Source organism: uncultured Pontibacter sp. (genome assembly GCF_947495565.1).
GTDB lineage: Bacteria > Bacteroidota > Bacteroidia > Cytophagales > Hymenobacteraceae > Pontibacter.
The window spans coordinates 39658-57385 of the sequence record NZ_CANLZM010000007.1; the positions used below are offsets into that span (position 1 = coordinate 39658).

17 protein-coding genes are annotated in these 17728 nt (G+C 48.8%); 11 read left to right on the forward strand and 6 right to left on the reverse strand.

The genetic code is table 11. The annotated features are described in order from the left end of the window. From Q1B04_RS10345 to Q1B04_RS10360, 4 genes are all read left to right on the forward strand, one after another. Nucleotides 1-1236 carry a DUF4105 domain-containing protein gene (locus Q1B04_RS10345; RefSeq protein ID WP_299758737.1) on the forward strand — a complete coding sequence of 412 codons (1236 nt, stop codon included), beginning with the start codon at nucleotides 1-3 and terminating at the stop codon, nucleotides 1234-1236. After that, nucleotides 1233-2036, forward strand: a complete 804-nt coding sequence (locus Q1B04_RS10350) for an inositol monophosphatase family protein (protein WP_299758738.1) — start codon at nucleotides 1233-1235, stop codon at nucleotides 2034-2036. The genes Q1B04_RS10345 and Q1B04_RS10350 overlap by 4 nt, the downstream gene beginning before the upstream one ends. Nucleotides 2037-2067: 31 nt before the next feature. Then, nucleotides 2068-2244, forward strand: coding sequence for a hypothetical protein (locus tag Q1B04_RS10355; protein ID WP_299758739.1), 177 nt, complete (start codon nucleotides 2068-2070; stop codon nucleotides 2242-2244). Nucleotides 2245-2403: 159 nt separating this feature from the next. After that, nucleotides 2404-2742, forward strand: coding sequence for a hypothetical protein (locus Q1B04_RS10360; RefSeq protein ID WP_299758740.1), 339 nt, complete (start codon nucleotides 2404-2406; stop codon nucleotides 2740-2742). A gap of 57 nt (nucleotides 2743-2799) precedes the next feature. On the opposite strand, the gene Q1B04_RS10365 is transcribed toward Q1B04_RS10360, so the two are convergent. The 5 genes from Q1B04_RS10365 to Q1B04_RS10385 form a co-directional block, all read right to left on the reverse strand. Further along, the gene (locus Q1B04_RS10365) at nucleotides 2800-3783 is read right to left on the reverse strand and encodes a mechanosensitive ion channel (protein WP_299758741.1); all 984 of its coding nucleotides are present in this window, start codon (nucleotides 3781-3783) and stop codon (nucleotides 2800-2802) included. Between the two features lie 10 nt (nucleotides 3784-3793). Continuing rightward, nucleotides 3794-4816 (reverse strand): SPASM domain-containing protein, encoded by a 1023-nt coding sequence (locus Q1B04_RS10370; protein ID WP_299758902.1) that lies wholly within the window; start codon nucleotides 4814-4816, stop codon nucleotides 3794-3796. Between the two features lie 120 nt (nucleotides 4817-4936). Continuing rightward, nucleotides 4937-6124 (reverse strand): hypothetical protein, encoded by a 1188-nt coding sequence (locus tag Q1B04_RS10375; protein WP_299758742.1) that lies wholly within the window; start codon nucleotides 6122-6124, stop codon nucleotides 4937-4939. Between the two features lie 230 nt (nucleotides 6125-6354). After that, nucleotides 6355-7734, reverse strand: coding sequence for a DNA repair protein RadA (gene radA, locus Q1B04_RS10380; protein ID WP_299758743.1), 1380 nt, complete (start codon nucleotides 7732-7734; stop codon nucleotides 6355-6357). Nucleotides 7735-7903: 169 nt separating this feature from the next. Next, the gene (locus Q1B04_RS10385; protein WP_299758744.1) at nucleotides 7904-10822 is read right to left on the reverse strand and encodes a CHASE domain-containing protein; all 2919 of its coding nucleotides are present in this window, start codon (nucleotides 10820-10822) and stop codon (nucleotides 7904-7906) included. A gap of 635 nt (nucleotides 10823-11457) precedes the next feature. On the opposite strand from Q1B04_RS10385, the gene Q1B04_RS10390 reads away from it, so the two are divergent. Together Q1B04_RS10390 and fumC are read left to right on the forward strand one after the other, a co-directional pair. Beyond that, on the forward strand, nucleotides 11458-12174 hold the full coding sequence (locus Q1B04_RS10390) for a hypothetical protein (RefSeq protein ID WP_299758745.1): 717 nt from the start codon (nucleotides 11458-11460) through the stop codon (nucleotides 12172-12174). Nucleotides 12175-12283: 109 nt separating this feature from the next. Beyond that, entirely contained in the window at nucleotides 12284-13681 is a 1398-nt protein-coding gene (fumC, locus tag Q1B04_RS10395) for a class II fumarate hydratase (protein ID WP_299758746.1), read from the forward strand. A gap of 58 nt (nucleotides 13682-13739) precedes the next feature. Here fumC and Q1B04_RS10400 read toward each other — a convergent pair whose 3' ends face one another. Next, nucleotides 13740-15194, reverse strand: coding sequence for an alpha/beta fold hydrolase (locus Q1B04_RS10400; protein WP_299758747.1), 1455 nt, complete (start codon nucleotides 15192-15194; stop codon nucleotides 13740-13742). A gap of 254 nt (nucleotides 15195-15448) precedes the next feature. Between Q1B04_RS10400 and Q1B04_RS10405 the strand changes: the two genes are divergently transcribed. The 5 genes from Q1B04_RS10405 (at nucleotide 15449) to Q1B04_RS10425 (ending at nucleotide 17631) form a co-directional block, all read left to right on the forward strand. After that, complete coding sequence (locus Q1B04_RS10405; protein ID WP_299758748.1) at nucleotides 15449-15844, forward strand: methionine-R-sulfoxide reductase; 396 nt, start codon at nucleotides 15449-15451, stop codon at nucleotides 15842-15844. 31 nt (nucleotides 15845-15875) lie between these two features. Beyond that, nucleotides 15876-16190, forward strand: coding sequence for a peptide-methionine (R)-S-oxide reductase (locus Q1B04_RS10410; protein ID WP_299758749.1), 315 nt, complete (start codon nucleotides 15876-15878; stop codon nucleotides 16188-16190). A 78-nt stretch (nucleotides 16191-16268) separates the two neighbouring features. Then, nucleotides 16269-16649 carry a diacylglycerol kinase family protein gene (locus Q1B04_RS10415; protein WP_299758750.1) on the forward strand — a complete coding sequence of 127 codons (381 nt, stop codon included), beginning with the start codon at nucleotides 16269-16271 and terminating at the stop codon, nucleotides 16647-16649. Between the two features lie 101 nt (nucleotides 16650-16750). Beyond that, nucleotides 16751-17149 (forward strand): hypothetical protein, encoded by a 399-nt coding sequence (locus tag Q1B04_RS10420; RefSeq protein ID WP_299758751.1) that lies wholly within the window; start codon nucleotides 16751-16753, stop codon nucleotides 17147-17149. Nucleotides 17150-17154: 5 nt separating this feature from the next. Then, nucleotides 17155-17631 carry a DinB family protein gene (locus Q1B04_RS10425; protein ID WP_299758752.1) on the forward strand — a complete coding sequence of 159 codons (477 nt, stop codon included), beginning with the start codon at nucleotides 17155-17157 and terminating at the stop codon, nucleotides 17629-17631. Nucleotides 17632-17728: the final 97 nt, after the last annotated feature.

The window sequence follows — 17728 nt, forward strand, 5'->3', positions numbered from 1 at the left end:
ATGAAGAACTACGTAAAAAAACTAACACTACTGCTGCTGCTCAGCATCTTTACCCTGCCTGCCTGGGCGCAATTTGAAGGATTGGAGCTGTCGCCGAATGCCAAGATCAGCCTAATCACCTGCTCACCTGGGCCGGACCTTTACGCTATTTTCGGGCATAGTGCCGTGCGGGTGCACGACCCTGCCAATGGCACGGATGTAGTGTTTAACTACGGCACCTTTGATTTTGACGAACCGAATTTCTACCTCAAGTTCGCGCAGGGAAAGCTCAACTATAAGCTGTCGGTGGCGCATTTCCGCGACTTCGTGTACAGCTATACCATGGATAACCGCTCGGTATATGAGCAGCAGCTAAACCTGACGGAGGAGCAAAAGCAGCAGTACTGGGCTTTCCTGACGCACAACTACCTGCCAGAGAACCGGTTTTACCTCTACGACTTCTTCTTTGATAACTGCGCTACCCGCATCCGCGACGGTCTGGAGGCTACCTTCCCGAACCAGATCGCTTTTAACATCAGCCACTTCGACAAAGACTACAGCTTCCGTAACCTAATTGATTTATACTTAGGCCCTCAGCCCTGGGGCGATTTCGGAATCGATATAGCGCTTGGTGCACGCATAGATGAGGAAGCCACTCCTTATCAGTACATGTTTTTGCCTGATTACCTATCTAAAGGACTTGGCAGCGCCACCCTCTCACAAAACGGCCAGACTGCCCCGCTTGCACTAGAGCAGCAGGTAATATTTGAGCGCGACCCTTCTGTACCTTTAGAGGCCGGCTGGTTTACGCCGCAGCTGCTTTTCTGGGTTTTCCTGCTACTTGTGGTAGCTCTAACGGTTCTGGATTTTATAAAGCACCGCCGCAGCCGTGTGTTTGATATGGTGTTTTTCCTGATGCTAGGTCTGCTGGGCATTGTGGTACTGCTGCTTTGGTTTGCCACCGATCATCAGGCTACGGCCTACAACTTTAACCTGCTGTGGGCTATTCCGTCGCACGTAGTGGTGGCATTTTTCCTGGGCAGCAACATACTCCCGGACTGGGTGCGCAAGTATATGCTTTACACGGCGATAGTTACCGCTGTGGCAATTTTAGGCTGGCCGCTGTGGCCGCAAATGTATCATGCCGCTTTCCTGCCGATTATGCTGGCAGCCGTACTTAGAGCGGCTTATGCCGTATGGTTCTCTAAAAAGGCGCAAGCCCTTGCTCACTTTCAAAGTATAGCGCAAAAGATATGAACCTGAACCAACTGGCCAATAAGCTGAACATACTTTGCCGCAGCGTCGGCGCATTTATAAAACACGAGGGAGAAAGCTTCGACCGCTCCAAGATAGAGCAGAAAGGTTTTAACGACTTAGTTTCTTACGTGGATAAGGAAGCGGAGCAGAAACTGGTTGACGGTTTGCGCAAGCTGTTGCCCGAGGCTGGCTTTATCACTGAAGAAGGCACCGACACCACCAGGGGCGAGCGCTTTAACTGGGTAATAGACCCGTTAGACGGCACCACCAACTTTACCCACGGGTTACCTGCTTACTGTGTTAGCGTAGGCCTACTGGATGGCGATGATATTGTACTAGGTACCGTGTACGACCCCAACCGCGACGAATGCTTCTGGGCCTACAAAGGCGGCGGTGCCTTCTGCAACGACTCTCCTATAAAAGTATCTGACGCCCCTGCGCTGAAAGACGGCCTTATTGCCACCGGCTTTCCATACTATGATTTTGGCCTTACGCAGCAGTACCTGCAGGTGCTTGGTTCCTTTATGTCTAAATCTCACGGTATCCGGCGTATTGGTTCTGCAGCCTTGGATTTGGTGTATGTGGCCTGTGGCCGATGCGAAGGGTTTTTTGAGTATAACCTGAACCCTTGGGATGTGGCCGGAGGCTCTATCATTGTACAAGAGGCAGGCGGCAAGCTCAGCAAGTTTACCGAAGACGGAGATTATATTTTCGGGCGGGAGATTGTGGCCAGCAACGGCAACGTACATTCTGAAATGCAGCAGGTCATCGCTGAATTTTGGAAAAAGCCTCAGTCTTAAACTTTTTATACTTCCCAAAGGTTAGTATAGCATGATACAGCAAGTCCTTATTCTGCTTATGTTTCTGGCGGCGGTAGCTTACATGCTGCGCATGGTTTATCAGGTATTTGTGGCCAAAAGCGGTTGCGCCAAAAGCTGCGGCGCCTGCTCCACCATCGACTTTAAGAAAATTCAGCAGGACCTGGAGAAGCAACAGGCCAAGGCCTAATAAGCTCCTTTAACACCTCATCTTATACTATTTTTTAAAGGGCATTTATGCCCTTTTTTATTGTCTGCTATACATTAATGTTTCTTCGGTCTGTATCTAAACTTCGTTTTTTCGTATAGTTCTATACTTAGGAGTAGAATCATTTTAAAACGATAAGTTATGCAAGATAAAGTTGAAGAAAGATCTTTAGTGAACGTGCTAAACCGCCTGCGTAAGGATGGTTATAAGTATGATTTTAAAGTAGGGCAGGATGGCAGGCTCTGCACAATGGAAGATAAAGAGCAGTTTAACCCGGATCAGGTTCGTATTGTAGACCATTACCGTTTTGAGGGCGAAAGCGACCCAGACGATATGTCTATACTTTATGCGCTGGAAACCACTACCGGCTTAAAAGGCACTATCTCTAATTCTTACGGCCCTTACGCCGATGAGAATGTAGACACATTTTTGAAGCAAGTAGAGGACTTGGGTAAGAACCTCGATAAAAACGACAAATAAAAAACAGCAAGGGCCGATAATTAATCGGCCCTTGCTGTTGTAGTATAAAGTATAAATTTAATCTTGATGGCCATTGCCGCCTAGGCGCTGGCCATTTTTCATGGATGCGCTTAATGTTTGCAACTCCTCGCTTAGCTTTTCGCCTCCCTTTATACCGAAATCCAGTGTGCGGATAGGGAAAGGAATCAGGATATCGTTCGCATCAAAGGCTTTCTTTATTTTGATGATAGCATCACTTTTAGCCGACACATAATCTACTTGCCTACTGTAGCTTACCCAAAAGCGGGCTTTAAAATTGATGGAGCTGTCGCCGAAGGCATCAAACATCACCTCAATATCACGTGTCTTCACGCGGTTTTTTACGTCCTGCAGCGCCTCAATTACCACCTGTTGCACCTGCTCCAGGTCCTCTGCGTAAGACACGCCTACTTCCAGATCTATGCGGCGGGTGCCGTAGATAGAAAAGTTGGTGAGCGGATTCTCAAACACCATTTTGTTCGGCAGCCTAACCAGTTCGCCAGTTGTCTGACGGATATCTATTGTGCGGAGCGTGATGCGTTCGATATTACCAAAATAATCGTTTGTTTCGATCATATCGCCTACACCAAACGGCTTCTGCACGGCAATGATGACCCCGGATATGAAGTTGGCGGCAATATCCTGAAAGGCAAAACCTAAGGCCAAACCAATGATACCGACACCGGCAAGCAGCGAGATTACTACTCTATCCAGGTTCAGCACGCTCAACACAAAGAAGAAGCCTATCATCAGCATACCAATGTGCAGCAGCGTGAGCACCAGGTTATTAAGCGCTGCGCTGTGAGAGAACTTGTTGATAAACTTGCCAAGCCAATCCCGCACGAAGCCAGCTACATAAAATGTAACGATAAGCAGAACAAGGGCGACAAAAATGTTCGGAAGCATCAAGACAATCTGTGCCCCCCAAGCCTCCAGCTTGCTCCAAAGCAGCTCTACAGCATTGTTTAAGTCTTTCATATATGTGTTAAAACTAATGTTCAGGCCAATTGTTTGTCTCATCATGTTAGTTTGGTCAGGCCCATACTTTTGTACCTTCGGTGCAGTTGCGGCACATTTCCACTTCTGTGCGAGAGCGCAGCAGCTTCTGCCTAAATGAGTTATACTTATCGCCGCGCCATACTTGGGCAAAGCTCTGCTGCTGCAGGTCGCCTTGTCGATACTCCGCATCCTTATCAAAACAGCAGGGCACTACCAACCCATCCCAAGTTATTACGCAGGAATGCCACATTTTCCAGCAGTGGTTTAGCAGTTTGTTTTTGATGCTGTAGCTGCCGTCGCCGTTGTTGTTATACCTGGAGTAGTAATCTATAGTTGGGATAAGCGGCGAGCCGTTCTCGTAGTCATAGATTTGGGCGGTTTTGAACACCACCTCATCCACACCCAGTTCCTTTGCCAGCTCTTTTACGTCCTGCAGCTGATGCTCGTTTGGGCGCACCACCAGATACTGAAACATTATATGCGGCGTTTTCGATTTCAGCTCCTTTTTCCACTTGACAATATTGCGTGTGCCCTCCAGCACCTTCTCCAGCTTACCGCCTACCCGATAAGCTTCATACGTCTCCTGCGTGGTGCCGTCAATAGATACGATGAGGCGGTCCAGCCCGGATTCAACTGTTTTGCGCGCAGTGGCGTCATCCAGAAAGTGTGCGTTGGTAGAGGTGGCCGTGTAAATGCCGCGGTCTGAGGCATACTTTACGAGCTCCAGAAAGCTTTTGTGCAAGTATGGCTCCCCCTGAAAATAAAAGATAAGGTACAGCAACCGGCGGTGCAGTTGGTTTATAGTGTTTTTGAAAAGCTCGTTCTGCAGCATGCCGGTGGGCCGGGAGAAGGAGCGAAGGCCACTGGGGCACTCCGGGCAACGCAGGTTGCAGGAGGTAGTCGGCTCCAGCGATATGCTAAGCGGATACCCCCAATGTGTAGCTTTGCCGGTGAGTTTTGAATACAGGTAACTGCCTACCACCTGCAGCGCATTAAGCGTTCGCAGCGGCGTCAGTTTAGAAAGAAAATTAAACCCATCGGCCAGTTGAAGTGCCATAGAAATTTGCAGGTGCTGTGGCAGCAGCCGATTAAGCTCTCTACCAAAATAAAGGGGCAGCCGCTCTGGCTGCCCCACTAATTTATACTTTCTGCCGCTAACGGCCAAAAAAGCGACGGTTTAGTATCTGAAGAGCGCTTTCACGCTGGCACCTCCCTCAGTAGCCTCTGCAAGGCCGTTGTAGTTGCTAACAAACACTTTACCGCCCTGCGCCAATGTTTTAATTGCCGCCAGATTGATGAGGTCGTCATCACCGCGCATGTACTCGTTATGTATCTCGGCAGTGGCGCTTTTAGAGTCATAAACGCCCCATACCGGCTTGCTTGGCGTAATAAACAGTGTATCTATACGGCCGTGTACAGCCTCTGCCGCCACCGTAGCGATATCTTCTGAGGTAACGCCTGTGCCAGCCACATTTTGGTAGCGTGACAGCGAGTCGTTATGGCCCTGCTGCATCATAGGTTTTACAACGCCCAGCGCCTTCTCATGCATTGTATTCATGTCAGCCACATCGCTGTTTTCGTTGATGTTGATGTTCTGCGGCACGACGTTTTTATACTTGCTTATGTTGCGGTAGATGCCACAATAATGATCCACACCGGCCAGCACCAGCGGCTCTGTGGCATCGTGCAGTATCTTCTGTAGGCTGTTGTCTATCTCCAGCATAAACTCGCGCACGCGCTCGTGCTCTTCATCGCCTTTCGTGCTGCCTGGGCCGTGTACTATGTTAGAGCCGTTTACAGTGGTGGTAGAGTTTGTGAAATCCTGATCATTACCTTTCACATCAAACTTCAGCGCTTTGCTCATGGTTTCCGGCACAAAAGAACTGATATCGATCGGCCTGATTTTCTCTATGGTAGCCTCGTAAAACGCCACCTTCTCACGGTACAGACTCAAGATGAAGAACCGGCCGTTCTGGCTCAAAATCGGCAGCATTGGGGTCAGGTAAAACTGGTCCAGCACATATACTACATCAGGCATTGTAATAGGCAGGGTATAATGCGCTGAGAAGCCTTTGGTAATAAACACAGCCAAACCTTCTGCCTGGTGGCGCCAGAAGCCGTTGTCGTTCAGGAGGTCTTCGGCAGGCTTCAGGTACTGCTCAATCTCTGCGTCAGGCACATCATGCCTTTGCAGCAGCGCTCGGGTTTCTTTCAGTTTGTTTTTGAAAAGGATGTGGTCCTGGCCGTTAAGTGTTTCGTGGCCAGCACGGTGCGTAGGTATATAGAGAGAAATACACAGTGCATTTTGCGTATTGTTCTGCACATTTAGCAGCTTCTCAATGTCATTCTTATTAATTAATGCCATATTTTTTGGGGTTAAAAAGTAGAGTATCTGTTACTTCTAAATTTCTAAATAACGTTTGCCGCCTCTGTAGCTTGCAGAGGTGTAGGATTTAAGTACGCAGCAAAACAAACAACGGTTATTTAGGCACCATACCTCCGGTTATACCTTTATGGCAGCGACACAAAAAAGCCCGACTCTCTGCTGAGAGCCGGGCCAAGTATGAGCTATACTAGATGAGCATTAAGAAAGGCTTACCCAAACAAGCTTGAGAAGACCTCTTCTAAACGACCATAGGCATGTATGTTGATAGAGAACTTGCTCAGGTCAACGCCTTTTTTATTATACTTTGAGATGTAAATATCGGTGAAGCCCAGCTTTTCGGCCTCCGTAATGCGGTTCTCCACGCGGTTTACGGCACGCACCTCGCCACCCAAGCCAACCTCGGCAGCAAAGCAGGCCGTGTTCGGAATTGAAATATCCTCGAAAGACGAAAGTATGGAGGCACAAATTGCCAGATCCAGCGCTGGATCCTCGACTTTCAGGCCGCCGGCAATGTTCAGGAACACGTCTTGAGCACCCAGGCGGTAGCCACCGCGTTTTTCCAGCACGGCCAGCAGCATGTTCAGGCGCTTGGCATCAAAGCCGGTGCTGGAGCGCTGTGGCGTGCCATAGGTAGCGGGGCTAACCAGGCTCTGCACCTCAATCAGCAGCGGGCGGTTACCCTCCAGCGTAGCTCCAATGGAAATGCCGCTAAACGCATCCTCGCGCTGCGTAATCAAAATCTCAGACGGGTTGCTGACCTCACGCAGCCCAGAGCCCATCATTTCGTAAATCCCTAACTCGGAGGTAGAGCCGAAGCGGTTTTTGGTGGTGCGCAAAATGCGGTAGGTCATGTGGCGGTCGCCTTCGAAAGTAAGCACCGTATCTACCATGTGTTCCAGAATCTTTGGCCCGGCCAGGTTTCCCTCTTTAGTAATATGGCCTATCAGAAATACCGGCGTACCGCTCTCTTTGGCGAACTTCAGCAACTCCGCCGTACACTCGCGCACCTGGCTCACGCTACCCGCGCCCGCCTCGATAAAAGAGGAATGCAGCGTTTGGATAGAGTCGATGATGAGCACCTGCGGCCGCACCAACTCTATTTGCTTAAAGATGTTCTGTGTGCCGGTTTCTGTAAGTATAAAGCAATCGGAGGTTTGAGCTGCGAGGCGCTCGGCACGCATTTTTATCTGCTGCTCGCTTTCCTCACCGCTTACGTACAGCACTTTAAGGCCGCGCAGACTCAGAGCAATTTGCAGCATCAGCGTACTTTTACCTATGCCCGGCTCCCCGCCGATTAGCACCATAGAGCCCGGCACAATGCCGCCGCCAAGTACGCGGTTCAGCTCCTGGTCCTGGGTTACGATGCGCTGCTGCTCCTGGTAGCTGATGTCGGCAATGGGTTTGGGCTTGTTGGCAACTTGCGCTGTGCTGCTGCCTACTTTCCAGGCGGTGGTAGGGGTAACCTCCTCGCGCTGCACTACCTCCTCTACATAAGTGTTCCACTCGCCGCATGCCGGGCACTTGCCAATCCATTTGGCAGATTGCGCGCCGCAGTTCTGGCAGAAGTAGGATGTTTTTATCTTAGCCATTAATGTCGTTCGTGATGTTTTGTTGATCAGGTTCTGGCTGAAGTTATACAGCTAATCAGAACAAATTTCAGGAGCAGAAGGATCAAATTTTATACTTACAGCACCGTTATTTTTACCTGATGCAAAGTATGATTCTGGCTAACCATACTTTGTATGCTTCTCCCGGAATCTACACCGCCTGCTCTACCGGCAGTTGCTGAAAGTATACTTTAAAAGTAGTGCCCTTTCCGAGTTTGCTGCTTACCTCTATCTTGCCTCCGTTGTTCTCGATAATACGCTTTATGATGTACAGACCGATACCTGTACCCTCCACGTGCGTGTGCAGGCGCTTAAACATTGTAAACAGCTTATGCTGCTGCTCCTTTTTGATTCCCAAACCGTTATCCTGCACCTCCAGCACCACATACTGATCCTCTTCGTAAGTTTTTAAGCTAACTTCAGGCTTACGGTCCGGAGCTTTATACTTGACGGCGTTGCTAACCAGGTTATAGATGATGCTGCGTAGGTTTTTACGAGCATAGATAATGTTTTCTACCTGCAAATCTATCGTTACTGTTGCTTCCGCCTCGTTTATGGCAACATCAAGGTCTAAGAGTATATCCTGAAGCATGCTATTGAACGAGAGCGGCTCTAAAGACGACTGCAGCTCTTTCTGCACCTTGGTGATCTCCGCCAAGTCAGCAATGGTGCCTTTAAGTTTGTTGATGGAGTGCTGCACCATGTCCAGCACCTTCATGTCTTCCTCCTCCAACTTACCCTGCAGGATATCGCGCAGCAGCGTTGCCAAACCTTCCATATTAGCGATGGGAGATTTAAGGTCGTGGGAGGCGGTGTATACAAAGCTGTCGAGGTCGTTGTTAATGCGCAGCAGCTCATTGTTTTTGCCGCTCAGCTCATCGTTGGTTATCAAGAGTGCTTTCCGGGCGTTTACCAGTTCCGTCACCTCTACGGCAAACAGCAGCACTGCCTCAATTTTCCCATTCGCATCTATTAAAGGCTGGTATACCAGGTTGAAGTACCCGTGCACAATCTCCCCGTCTTTGTCTAGTTCTATGGCTGTAGGGACCTCGTTGCCCACAAAAGGTTCGCCTGTCTCAAAAACCTTCTCCAGGCGTTTAAAGAAGCCGCGACCTTCTTCCTCTGAGTGGGCCTCGTACACTGTTTTCCCTACCAACGGGCGGTTGCCATACAGCTTACGGTACTGCGGGTTTGCCAGCACGTACTGGTAATCAGGATAGCGGACCAAGCCTACCACTGCAGGCACTTCCAGAAACAGCTTCTGCAGTAATTCGGCGTTCTGCTTTACTTTACGCTCTGCATCCTTTATCTCTGTTATATCAATCACAGAACCGATAAAACCCTGAAAATCGTCGTTAGCCCCGAAGCGCGGCGTATTGGTAGCTACCACCCAACGGTACTCCCCATCGAAGCGGCGCATTCTAAACTCTACTCTAAAGGCGCTATGCTCACTGATCGCTTGTTTCGTTAACTTTTCTTTCCTCTCTATATCATCCGGGTGCACCACTTCTTTCCAGCTCATGTTAATGGTATCTTCAAAGTTGATACCTGTAAAATCAAGCCACTGCTTGTTTACGTACATGAAGTTGGTGGCATCATCTGTGATTTTGATCATCACGGGTGCATTGTCGGCCATGGTACGGAAACGGGCCTCACTCTCGATGATCGCCTGCTGTGCCTGCCTCTCATCAGTGATATCGCGTACCTCAATAATAGCATAGCTCTCGCTGCCGCTTTCTTCTATTGGCTGCACCGTGCAGGATACGTTAAAAAAGCTGCCGTCTTTCCGGATAAACATATCTTCATAGCCGCGCAGCGGTTTTGTGGTGGATATGGCTATTTGCATCGGGCATTTATCGGCCGGAAAGGCAGAGCCGTCCAGGTGCTTGTGATGCACCATTTCATGCAGTGTTTTCTTCTGCATTTCCTCAAGCGTATAACCGGTCATGGCTTCGGCAGCCGGATTCATAAATGTACAATAGCCTTTGGAGTCTAGTATAAAAAGTGCTGCTGTGGCATTATCGGTAATGGTTTGCTTCAGGCGGTTAGAACGGCGTGTGTTAGAGAGCGACCAAATGATAAAGAACATGAGCAGACCTATAATTAAGCCGCCCGTAAGTATAAAGTATGGTAGCTCCGAATCGGCTGATTTGCCGAAGGTATCTTTTGCCGAAACATACAAGCGCCAGGTATGGTTGCCAACCGTAATGGTGCTTAGGTTACTGTGCTCCCTCTTGCCACTGCCGTAGAAGGGTGTAGGGCTGGTACTAAAGAGCAGGTTGTCCGCTGATGGCTCAGCACCGTCGTACACCTCTATATCAATGTCATTGAAATCTTTTGTGAGAACGGCCCGCATAAGGTCCTTGGCCCGGAAGGGGCTGTACACAAAGCCTTTTATAAGCCGCTGCCGCTCCTTGATGGACTCTGGCTCTGCGTTGTTATAATATATAGGCAAGTATATCAGAAAGCCGGACTGTTCGTCCTGACCAGTCTCCTGCACAAGCCGCAGCTTACCCGACAGCGTAGGCTGCCTGGTATCGCGGGCAATGCGCATAGCCGACTGCCGCACCGAGTCACTGAACATATCATACCCGAAGGCGCGAAGATTGCGGCCAGTAAAAGGCTCCAGGTAAATAATTGCGGTATAAATGCTCCTTTTGCCTGCCGGGGTTATGCTGTAGTCTGTAAAGCCCTCATTTCTGATCTGCTGCACGTGCTGCTTCACCTGGTTTGGCCGCACCACATGTGTGTAGCCGAAGCCTTGAAGGCCAGGGTAGCTCTCTTCCAGCTTCAGGGTTTTATAGTAGCTATTCCAGTCGCGGCGAGTTACCGTGTCAGAGGCAATGAACATGGCTTTGCCTCCGGCCAGAATCTGGATATAATCGCGCATGCGCTTGTCTATCGCTTCTGTAACCTGCTGCGTGCGCATAGAGAATAATTTGGCGCTCCTTTCCTCTGCTTTCTTTTTAGTTTCAGAATAAATAAAGAGGGTAAGCAAGAAAATAAGCAGGAAAGAGAAAATCGCGATAAAATAATCTCTTATAAAAGAAGCCAGCTTGGCAAGTTTCATGTGTTGTTAGTTAGTACCGGCAGGTGGTTAGCGAGTTGATCTCTGCAAAACCTAACCAAAACAGTATATCCTTCTTCAAATGTAAATAAAACAAAGCCATCTGCCAACACAATTAGTTCATTAGCTCGCAGTAAAAGGCATTTATACTTTATTCAAAAGCAAAACTTCATTAAGGCAAAATTTAGCAGTAAAGTTATACTTGCCGCTTTTGTACCGATAGTTAACTGTGAAACAGACAAGGTGGTTTATAAAAAGCTGCTTTGTAATGCCAAATACCTAAAAACCAACATTATACTATTGACACAAAATACACATATCAGGTTTTACAATTGTTATATTCAGCTTAAACTAAAGTAAAATTTATAAGAACGATGCAGCATTGGCTTGATTCTTACGGAGATATCCAACAGCAGCACCATACAAACAAGCTTATGTATAACATCTGCGTTCTGCTAAATGCCATTCTATATTTGCAGAAGTATAGGACGGGCAGCTTTACGGGTATAAGGTAGAGAGCAAAACCTTTCCGTCTGAAGGATCTGGCGTACCTGCTTGTTGGGCCAGCCTGGTTACTAGGTTTTATCTATCGGAAATTGGAGATACCGTATTAACTTTGAGGCATAATTGCTTACCCTATGCTGGAGATACTTAAAAGCTTACTGATTGCCTTTTTTGCTGTAGCCGTGCTGCTGCCGATTGTTCGTTACGCACTGCGCCGCCTTTCGCCGTCCCCGCACGTGGAAGCCATGACAGCCGTAGAGGTGAAATACATGCAGAAACAGGACCTGAAGCTGACGATAGCTTATTTTGTTTTCGCCACTGTTCTGGCCGTGTTCTGCTCGGGTGTGCTGGCCATGCTATCAAGCATTATCCATGCCTCCAAAGAGCACCTGCACGTGCTTACGCCTAATTTTAGGGCGCTTTTTGCACCGGGGTTGCTGCTGGGCTTAACACTAGCCATTCTACCGCTGCGTCTTGCGCAAGGCGCGCTGCTGGGCCACGATTACGAAATGTATAAAACCTATTTGGCCCGCCTGGAAGGCCATAACTCAAACCGCATTTATAACTTACTGCTGGCGGTGATGCTGCTGGTGTCGGGGGTGGTGGCCTGGTACAGTATGCGCTGGCACGTTGATATTAGCGAAACTAATATTGAGGTAACTAACCTGCTGCTGGAGAACCGCTCTTATACCATGGAAGAAATAGAAAGTATACATTACCTGGGTGCGGAGGGCGAGTACCTGATTTCCTTTAAAGACCAAACCAACCTGAACACCACTTACCTGAAGCCGGTGCAACTGGAGATGATCGCGTTGCTGTCGGAGAAGTCGGGGCACCGGGTACTCAGGTAATGGCTGCTATACTTTAAGCTAAACCTCAAGTATAACGCTGTACGTAAGTATATTTTTTTTGTAGTTTTGCTGCAGACAAACTGAACCGTTAAACCTAAGTATAAACCATATGCAAGTTCGCGTAGAGAAAGACACGATGGGCCCAATTGAGGTGCCTGCAGACAAATACTGGGGCGCGCAGACACAGCGTTCAAGAGAAAACTTTACTATCGGTGGCCAGCGCATGCCGCAGGAGGTAATCGAAGCTTTTGCTATACTTAAGAAATCTGCCGCGCAGGCTAACGCGCAGCTGGGTGTTTTGGCACAGGATAAAGCTGATATCATCTCTAAAGTATGCGATGAGATTTTGGAAGGCAAACTGAACGACGAGTTTCCGCTGGTAGTATGGCAGACCGGCTCAGGTACGCAGTCTAACATGAACGTGAACGAAGTGGTTGCCAACCGTGCGCACGTGCTATTAGGCGGCCAGTTATCTGACGAGAAAAAGCAGATCCACCCGAACGACGACGTAAACAAGTCGCAGTCATCTAACGATACCTTCCCGACAGCCATGCACATTGCCGCTTACAAGAAAGTGGTGGAGCACACGCTGCCAATGGTGAAGAAACTGCACGACACGCTGAAGGCGAAATCAGAGGAGTTTATGGATGTGGTGAAGATCGGCCGCACGCACCTGATGGACGCTACACCGCTGACGCTTGGCCAGGAGCTTTCTGGCTACGTGAAGCAGCTGGAGTACGGCATGAAGGCGCTGAACAATACGCTGGACCACCTGAAAGATTTAGCACTGGGAGGTTCTGCAGTAGGTACAGGCCTGAACACACCGGAAGGTTACGCAGAGCTTGTGGCTGATAAAATCTCTCAGTACGCTGGACATGAGTTCCGCACGGCCCCTAATAAATTTGAGGCGCTTGCCGCACACGATGCCATGGTAGAAACCTCAGGCGCCCTGAAGCAGCTGGCAGTAAGCCTGATGAAGATTGCCAACGATATTCGTTTGCTGGCTTCCGGCCCTCGCTCTGGTATTGCGGAAATCCTGATCCCTGAAAATGAGCCGGGCTCTTCTATCATGCCGGGTAAAGTAAACCCAACGCAGGCTGAGGCGATGACAATGGTTTGTGCGCAGGTAATCGGCAACGACGTAGCTATCTCGGTAGGGGGCATGAACGGCCATTTTGAGCTGAATGTGTTTAAGCCGGTAATGATTTACAACCTGCTGATGAGCGCCCAGCTAATCGGCGACGCCTGTGATTCTTTTGACAAGCACTGCGCTGTAGGTATTGAGCCAAACACGGCCCGCATCAAAGAAAACCTGGAGAACTCACTGATGCTGGTAACGGCCCTGAACCCGCACATTGGCTACGACAACGCAGCTAAAATCGCGAAAAAGGCGCATAAAGAAGGAACCACCCTTCGCCAGGCAGCTATTGAGCTTGGCCTGCTCACCAACGAGCAGTACGACGAGTGGGTACGCCCAGAGGATATGATCGGCAGCCTGAAGAAGTAAGTTTTATACTTTAACAGATAAAGGAAAAGCAGCTCCGTAAGGGGCTGCTTTTTTGGTTTTATTTCGTTTTTGACGCTTTGCTAGCCTTTGCGTCTGCACGGTCCATACTTTGTTTCTCAAGCCAATCACCAATAGTTTTCAATGTCTCCGTCGAAAATGTTTCTTCTAAAGTATAAGGTTCATCATAAGCGCCGGTAATTGAATTTTGCATAAAATGATTAAGCTCTGGAAGTATTACTCCTGTAAAGTTATTATTGCCACCTGCAAGTAATCCTGCTTTTAAGGCTGCAAAGTTTGGTTTTGCGGGAGTTTGCAAGTCATTCTCTCCTGTGATAGCCAGCACAGGGGCTTTAATTTTATGCTGATAGGGCGTGGGGTCGAAGTGCAGCGAGTGGAAACGCCAGGGATTCATGACGGGTGCAATGAACATCGCTCTGTACTGCGGATCTACTTCAGCTTCATTAAACCATGTATGCAGGTTTGCTACTGCTGTGATACTGTCTGCCGAGGCCGCTACAATATCATAAGTCTTGAACATGATCTGTGTCTCCTGACTCTCTTCTGACTTCCCTCTGGCCTTTAGCAGCGCGAGATCCTGAGCTTTGTTAAACTCTGGGCCTGGTAGTCCGGCTGCAGCCAAAAGTACAACACCTGCTACCGATGAATCCTGCGCCGCCACTATCTGTGCCATCAATGTTCCTTCGCTGTGCCCGATGACATAGACATCTTTTACTTTTATCCTTTTATCAGCCCTCAAAGCTTTAACTGCGGCGTCGGCATCCCGTGCAAAGTCTTCGGTAAAGTTACCGGTGTACTTACCTGACGATTCTCCAACCCCACGTTCATCGTAGCGGAGCACGGCAAAGCCTCGCTTTGTAAGCTCATCGGCTAGCACCAGAAACGTTTTATGGAAGAACTGTTCCCCATCTCGGTTATGCGGGCCGGAGCCGGAGATCAGCACTACCCCGGGAACCTCCTTCTTACCTTTGGGAGCAGTAATGGTGCCGCTAATAGTTATGCTCTCATCTCCTCCCGAGAACGCTGTAGGCAAAACAGTATAGGGAAAAGGAGCCTGTGGTGTTTGTGGCCGGTTCGGGCGAATATTGTTTATACTTTCAGGCTTAAGTACCAGAGGTACTTTTATACCTGCCGCCGCCACAGCCAATGTACCCGTAATCTCCTCATCACGTTTGCGATATAGACCAGCATACGTATAGCTCATCATGTGATCCCGGAAACTCACCCATAGGCTATCTCCCTCCATTTCTACTCGCCCCGCCTGCAAATCATGCATCCCCGAAGAAGGCATTGATACAAGCACTTTACCCTTAGATCCGTCTGTACTGAAACTGAAGATACTTATGTGCGATGTAGCTCCTCCAAAGTTTAACTCTCCGGCCCAATTGCCCGCTGGATACTCTTGCGCAAGCGTTTTATAGGAAGTGAGCACAAAAGCTGCAGATGCTAGAAAAAAAGTATAAATAGTTCTTAATTGTACGGAAGGTGTTTTCATAGAAGTAGGATAGAATAAATCATTTATCTAATATATAAATTCCTGTAGAAATTCAGCAGAAAATTCATAGATTCATTCACCCCACAAATCTAAACATCTCGCAACTTTGTATTTCTTGCTACTCTACTTCTCAATAAACTACCACCCCGGCAGAGCAAGCAGCTAACCCAACCATAGATTTCCTAAAACTTTACCTGCGCTTTCGCTGTTCCTAAAACCACACGTATAAAAGCATCAACACAAAGTATAAACCTATGAAAATAGCGAAAGCCCCCTCTGAGTACAACAAGCTTACCCCGGAAGAAGAGCGCATTATCGAGCACAAGGGCACTGAGTACCCGGGCACAGGAGAGTATGAGCACAACAAAGCAGAGGGCGTGTACCTTTGCAAGCGCTGCAACGCGCCGCTTTATACCTCAGAATATAAATTTGAGTCGCACTGCGGCTGGCCAAGCTTTGACGACGAGATAACCGGAGCGGTAAAACGCGTGCCGGACGCAGACGGACGCCGTATAGAAATTGTTTGCGCCAACTGCGGCGCGCACCTGGGCCACGTGTTTGAGGGAGAGTACCTGACGGCCAAAAACATTCGCCACTGTGTAAATTCGTTGTCGATGAAGTTTGTGGCAGTGGATGACCTGGAGAAATAAGGCACAAAAGGTTTAGCCGCTTTTCAGGAGCATGTTTAAGCACAGAGGCAAGGTAAATGAAAGCGGGCAGGAGGGAGTTTATACTTGCTCTGCCTGCGGTTATTTGCTTTTTGAAGCCAGCAAGAAGTTTGAGGTAGGCTCCGGCTTCCCGAGTTTCTGGGCGCAGGTGGCGGATCATGTGCGGCATCGCTCTTTAGATACCTATGGGCAGCAACGGGTTCAGCTGCTCTGCCTGCAGTGCGAGCAGCACCTCGGCCACCTCTTCGAGGACTCCCGAACGCCAACCAATGTGCGCTACTGCATTAATGCCAGTTCCATTAACTTTGTGCCGGAGAAGCAGCCGTAAACAGGGCAGCTGCATACATTATAAGTATAATCCGTACAAACTCCTGCTCTTATACTTCGCTGATAAACTGTTTTATACTTGCGCACATACTTTAAAAAACGCTACAACAGCTTCCGGTTTGCCTTCCGGGGGATAAATGCTGCCGTCCGGTCAGAGCCGCACATGCGGTTGCACGTACTGTCGGCAATAGTAGTGCTGCTGCTGGGGGCAACCTTTGGCGTTTCTAAAACGGAGTGGTGTTTACTGGCGGCAAGTATAGGGTTTGTTATAACGGCAGAGATTATAAACACCGCTATAGAGACAGTGGTAAACCTGGTGTCGCCGCACTACAACCCCTTAGCCGGCAAAGCCAAGGATCTGGCTGCTGGCGCTGTACTGATGGCAGCCGTTACAGCCGCTGTAGTAGGCACTATTATTTTTCTGCCATACTTTCTGGAGTTTGCCGAAGTATACTTTTAGACTTTTAACCATAAGTTTACTACACCCTGCTACAGTATCTGCCGCACAAAACAATGTCGCGACATTCACCGCTTCCGTAAAATTCCATAAATTGCGCTCCGATGAGGAAAAACCATCTCAGAACATTTTTAAGAGGCAGCCTGTGGGCTGTAGCTTTTGCCGCCGCGATGGCCATTACTTCCTGTAAACCGGGAGGCGCTTCAGCTGGTACGGCAACGCATGAAAACCCCAGCTGGCTCACAAAACTAATTGGGGAGCTAAAGCTAGAGGCACCAGCCAACCCACCTGCTAAAATTTACCGTTATACTTACTTAGGGCAGGAAGTATACTACCTCACCGGCCGCTGTTGCGATGTGCCCAGTCAGCTGTTCGACGCTGACGGAAACTTACTGTGTGAGCCCGACGGAGGCATAACTGGGAAGGGAGACGGCCGATGCACCGACTTTATGGAGCAGCGACAAAACGAAACAATAGTTTGGGAAGATAAAAGAGAAAGTTAATTACCATGACCGGAAACGACGTACTGAAAAACCTATCAGAATATAACATTTGGGCCAACAAAACCATGTTGGATGTATTCAGCAGCCTGCCTGAAGTGCCAGCTAACTCACTGCGCCTGCAGAGCCACGCTCTAAACGCACAGGCTATCTGGGTTGCCAGAATTACCGGCACCGAAAGCCCGGTAAAAGTTTGGCAGGAGCACACGCTGGAGGAGCTGAAAAATTTGCACGACTATGCTTCTTATAAGATAAAGGAGTTGGTAGACAATGCCGACGAAGCCGAATTCAACCGCCTCATCGACTATACCAACAGCCAGGGCCACAAGTATAGCACCCGTGTATTAGACATTCTGACGCATGCGTTTAACCACGCTACCTATCACCGCGCTCAGGTTGCCACCGACCTACGCAAAAATGGCCATACACCACCTAATACCGACTACGTAACTTACGTACGCGAGCTGATGGGGCAGGTGTACTAGAACTTTGACAAAGAATTTTTAGAGAAAAGTATAAACTTGCCACTCTTTTAAGTGGTTGATAGTATAAAAGAAAAGGAGCCTCCCGAATAGAGAAGCT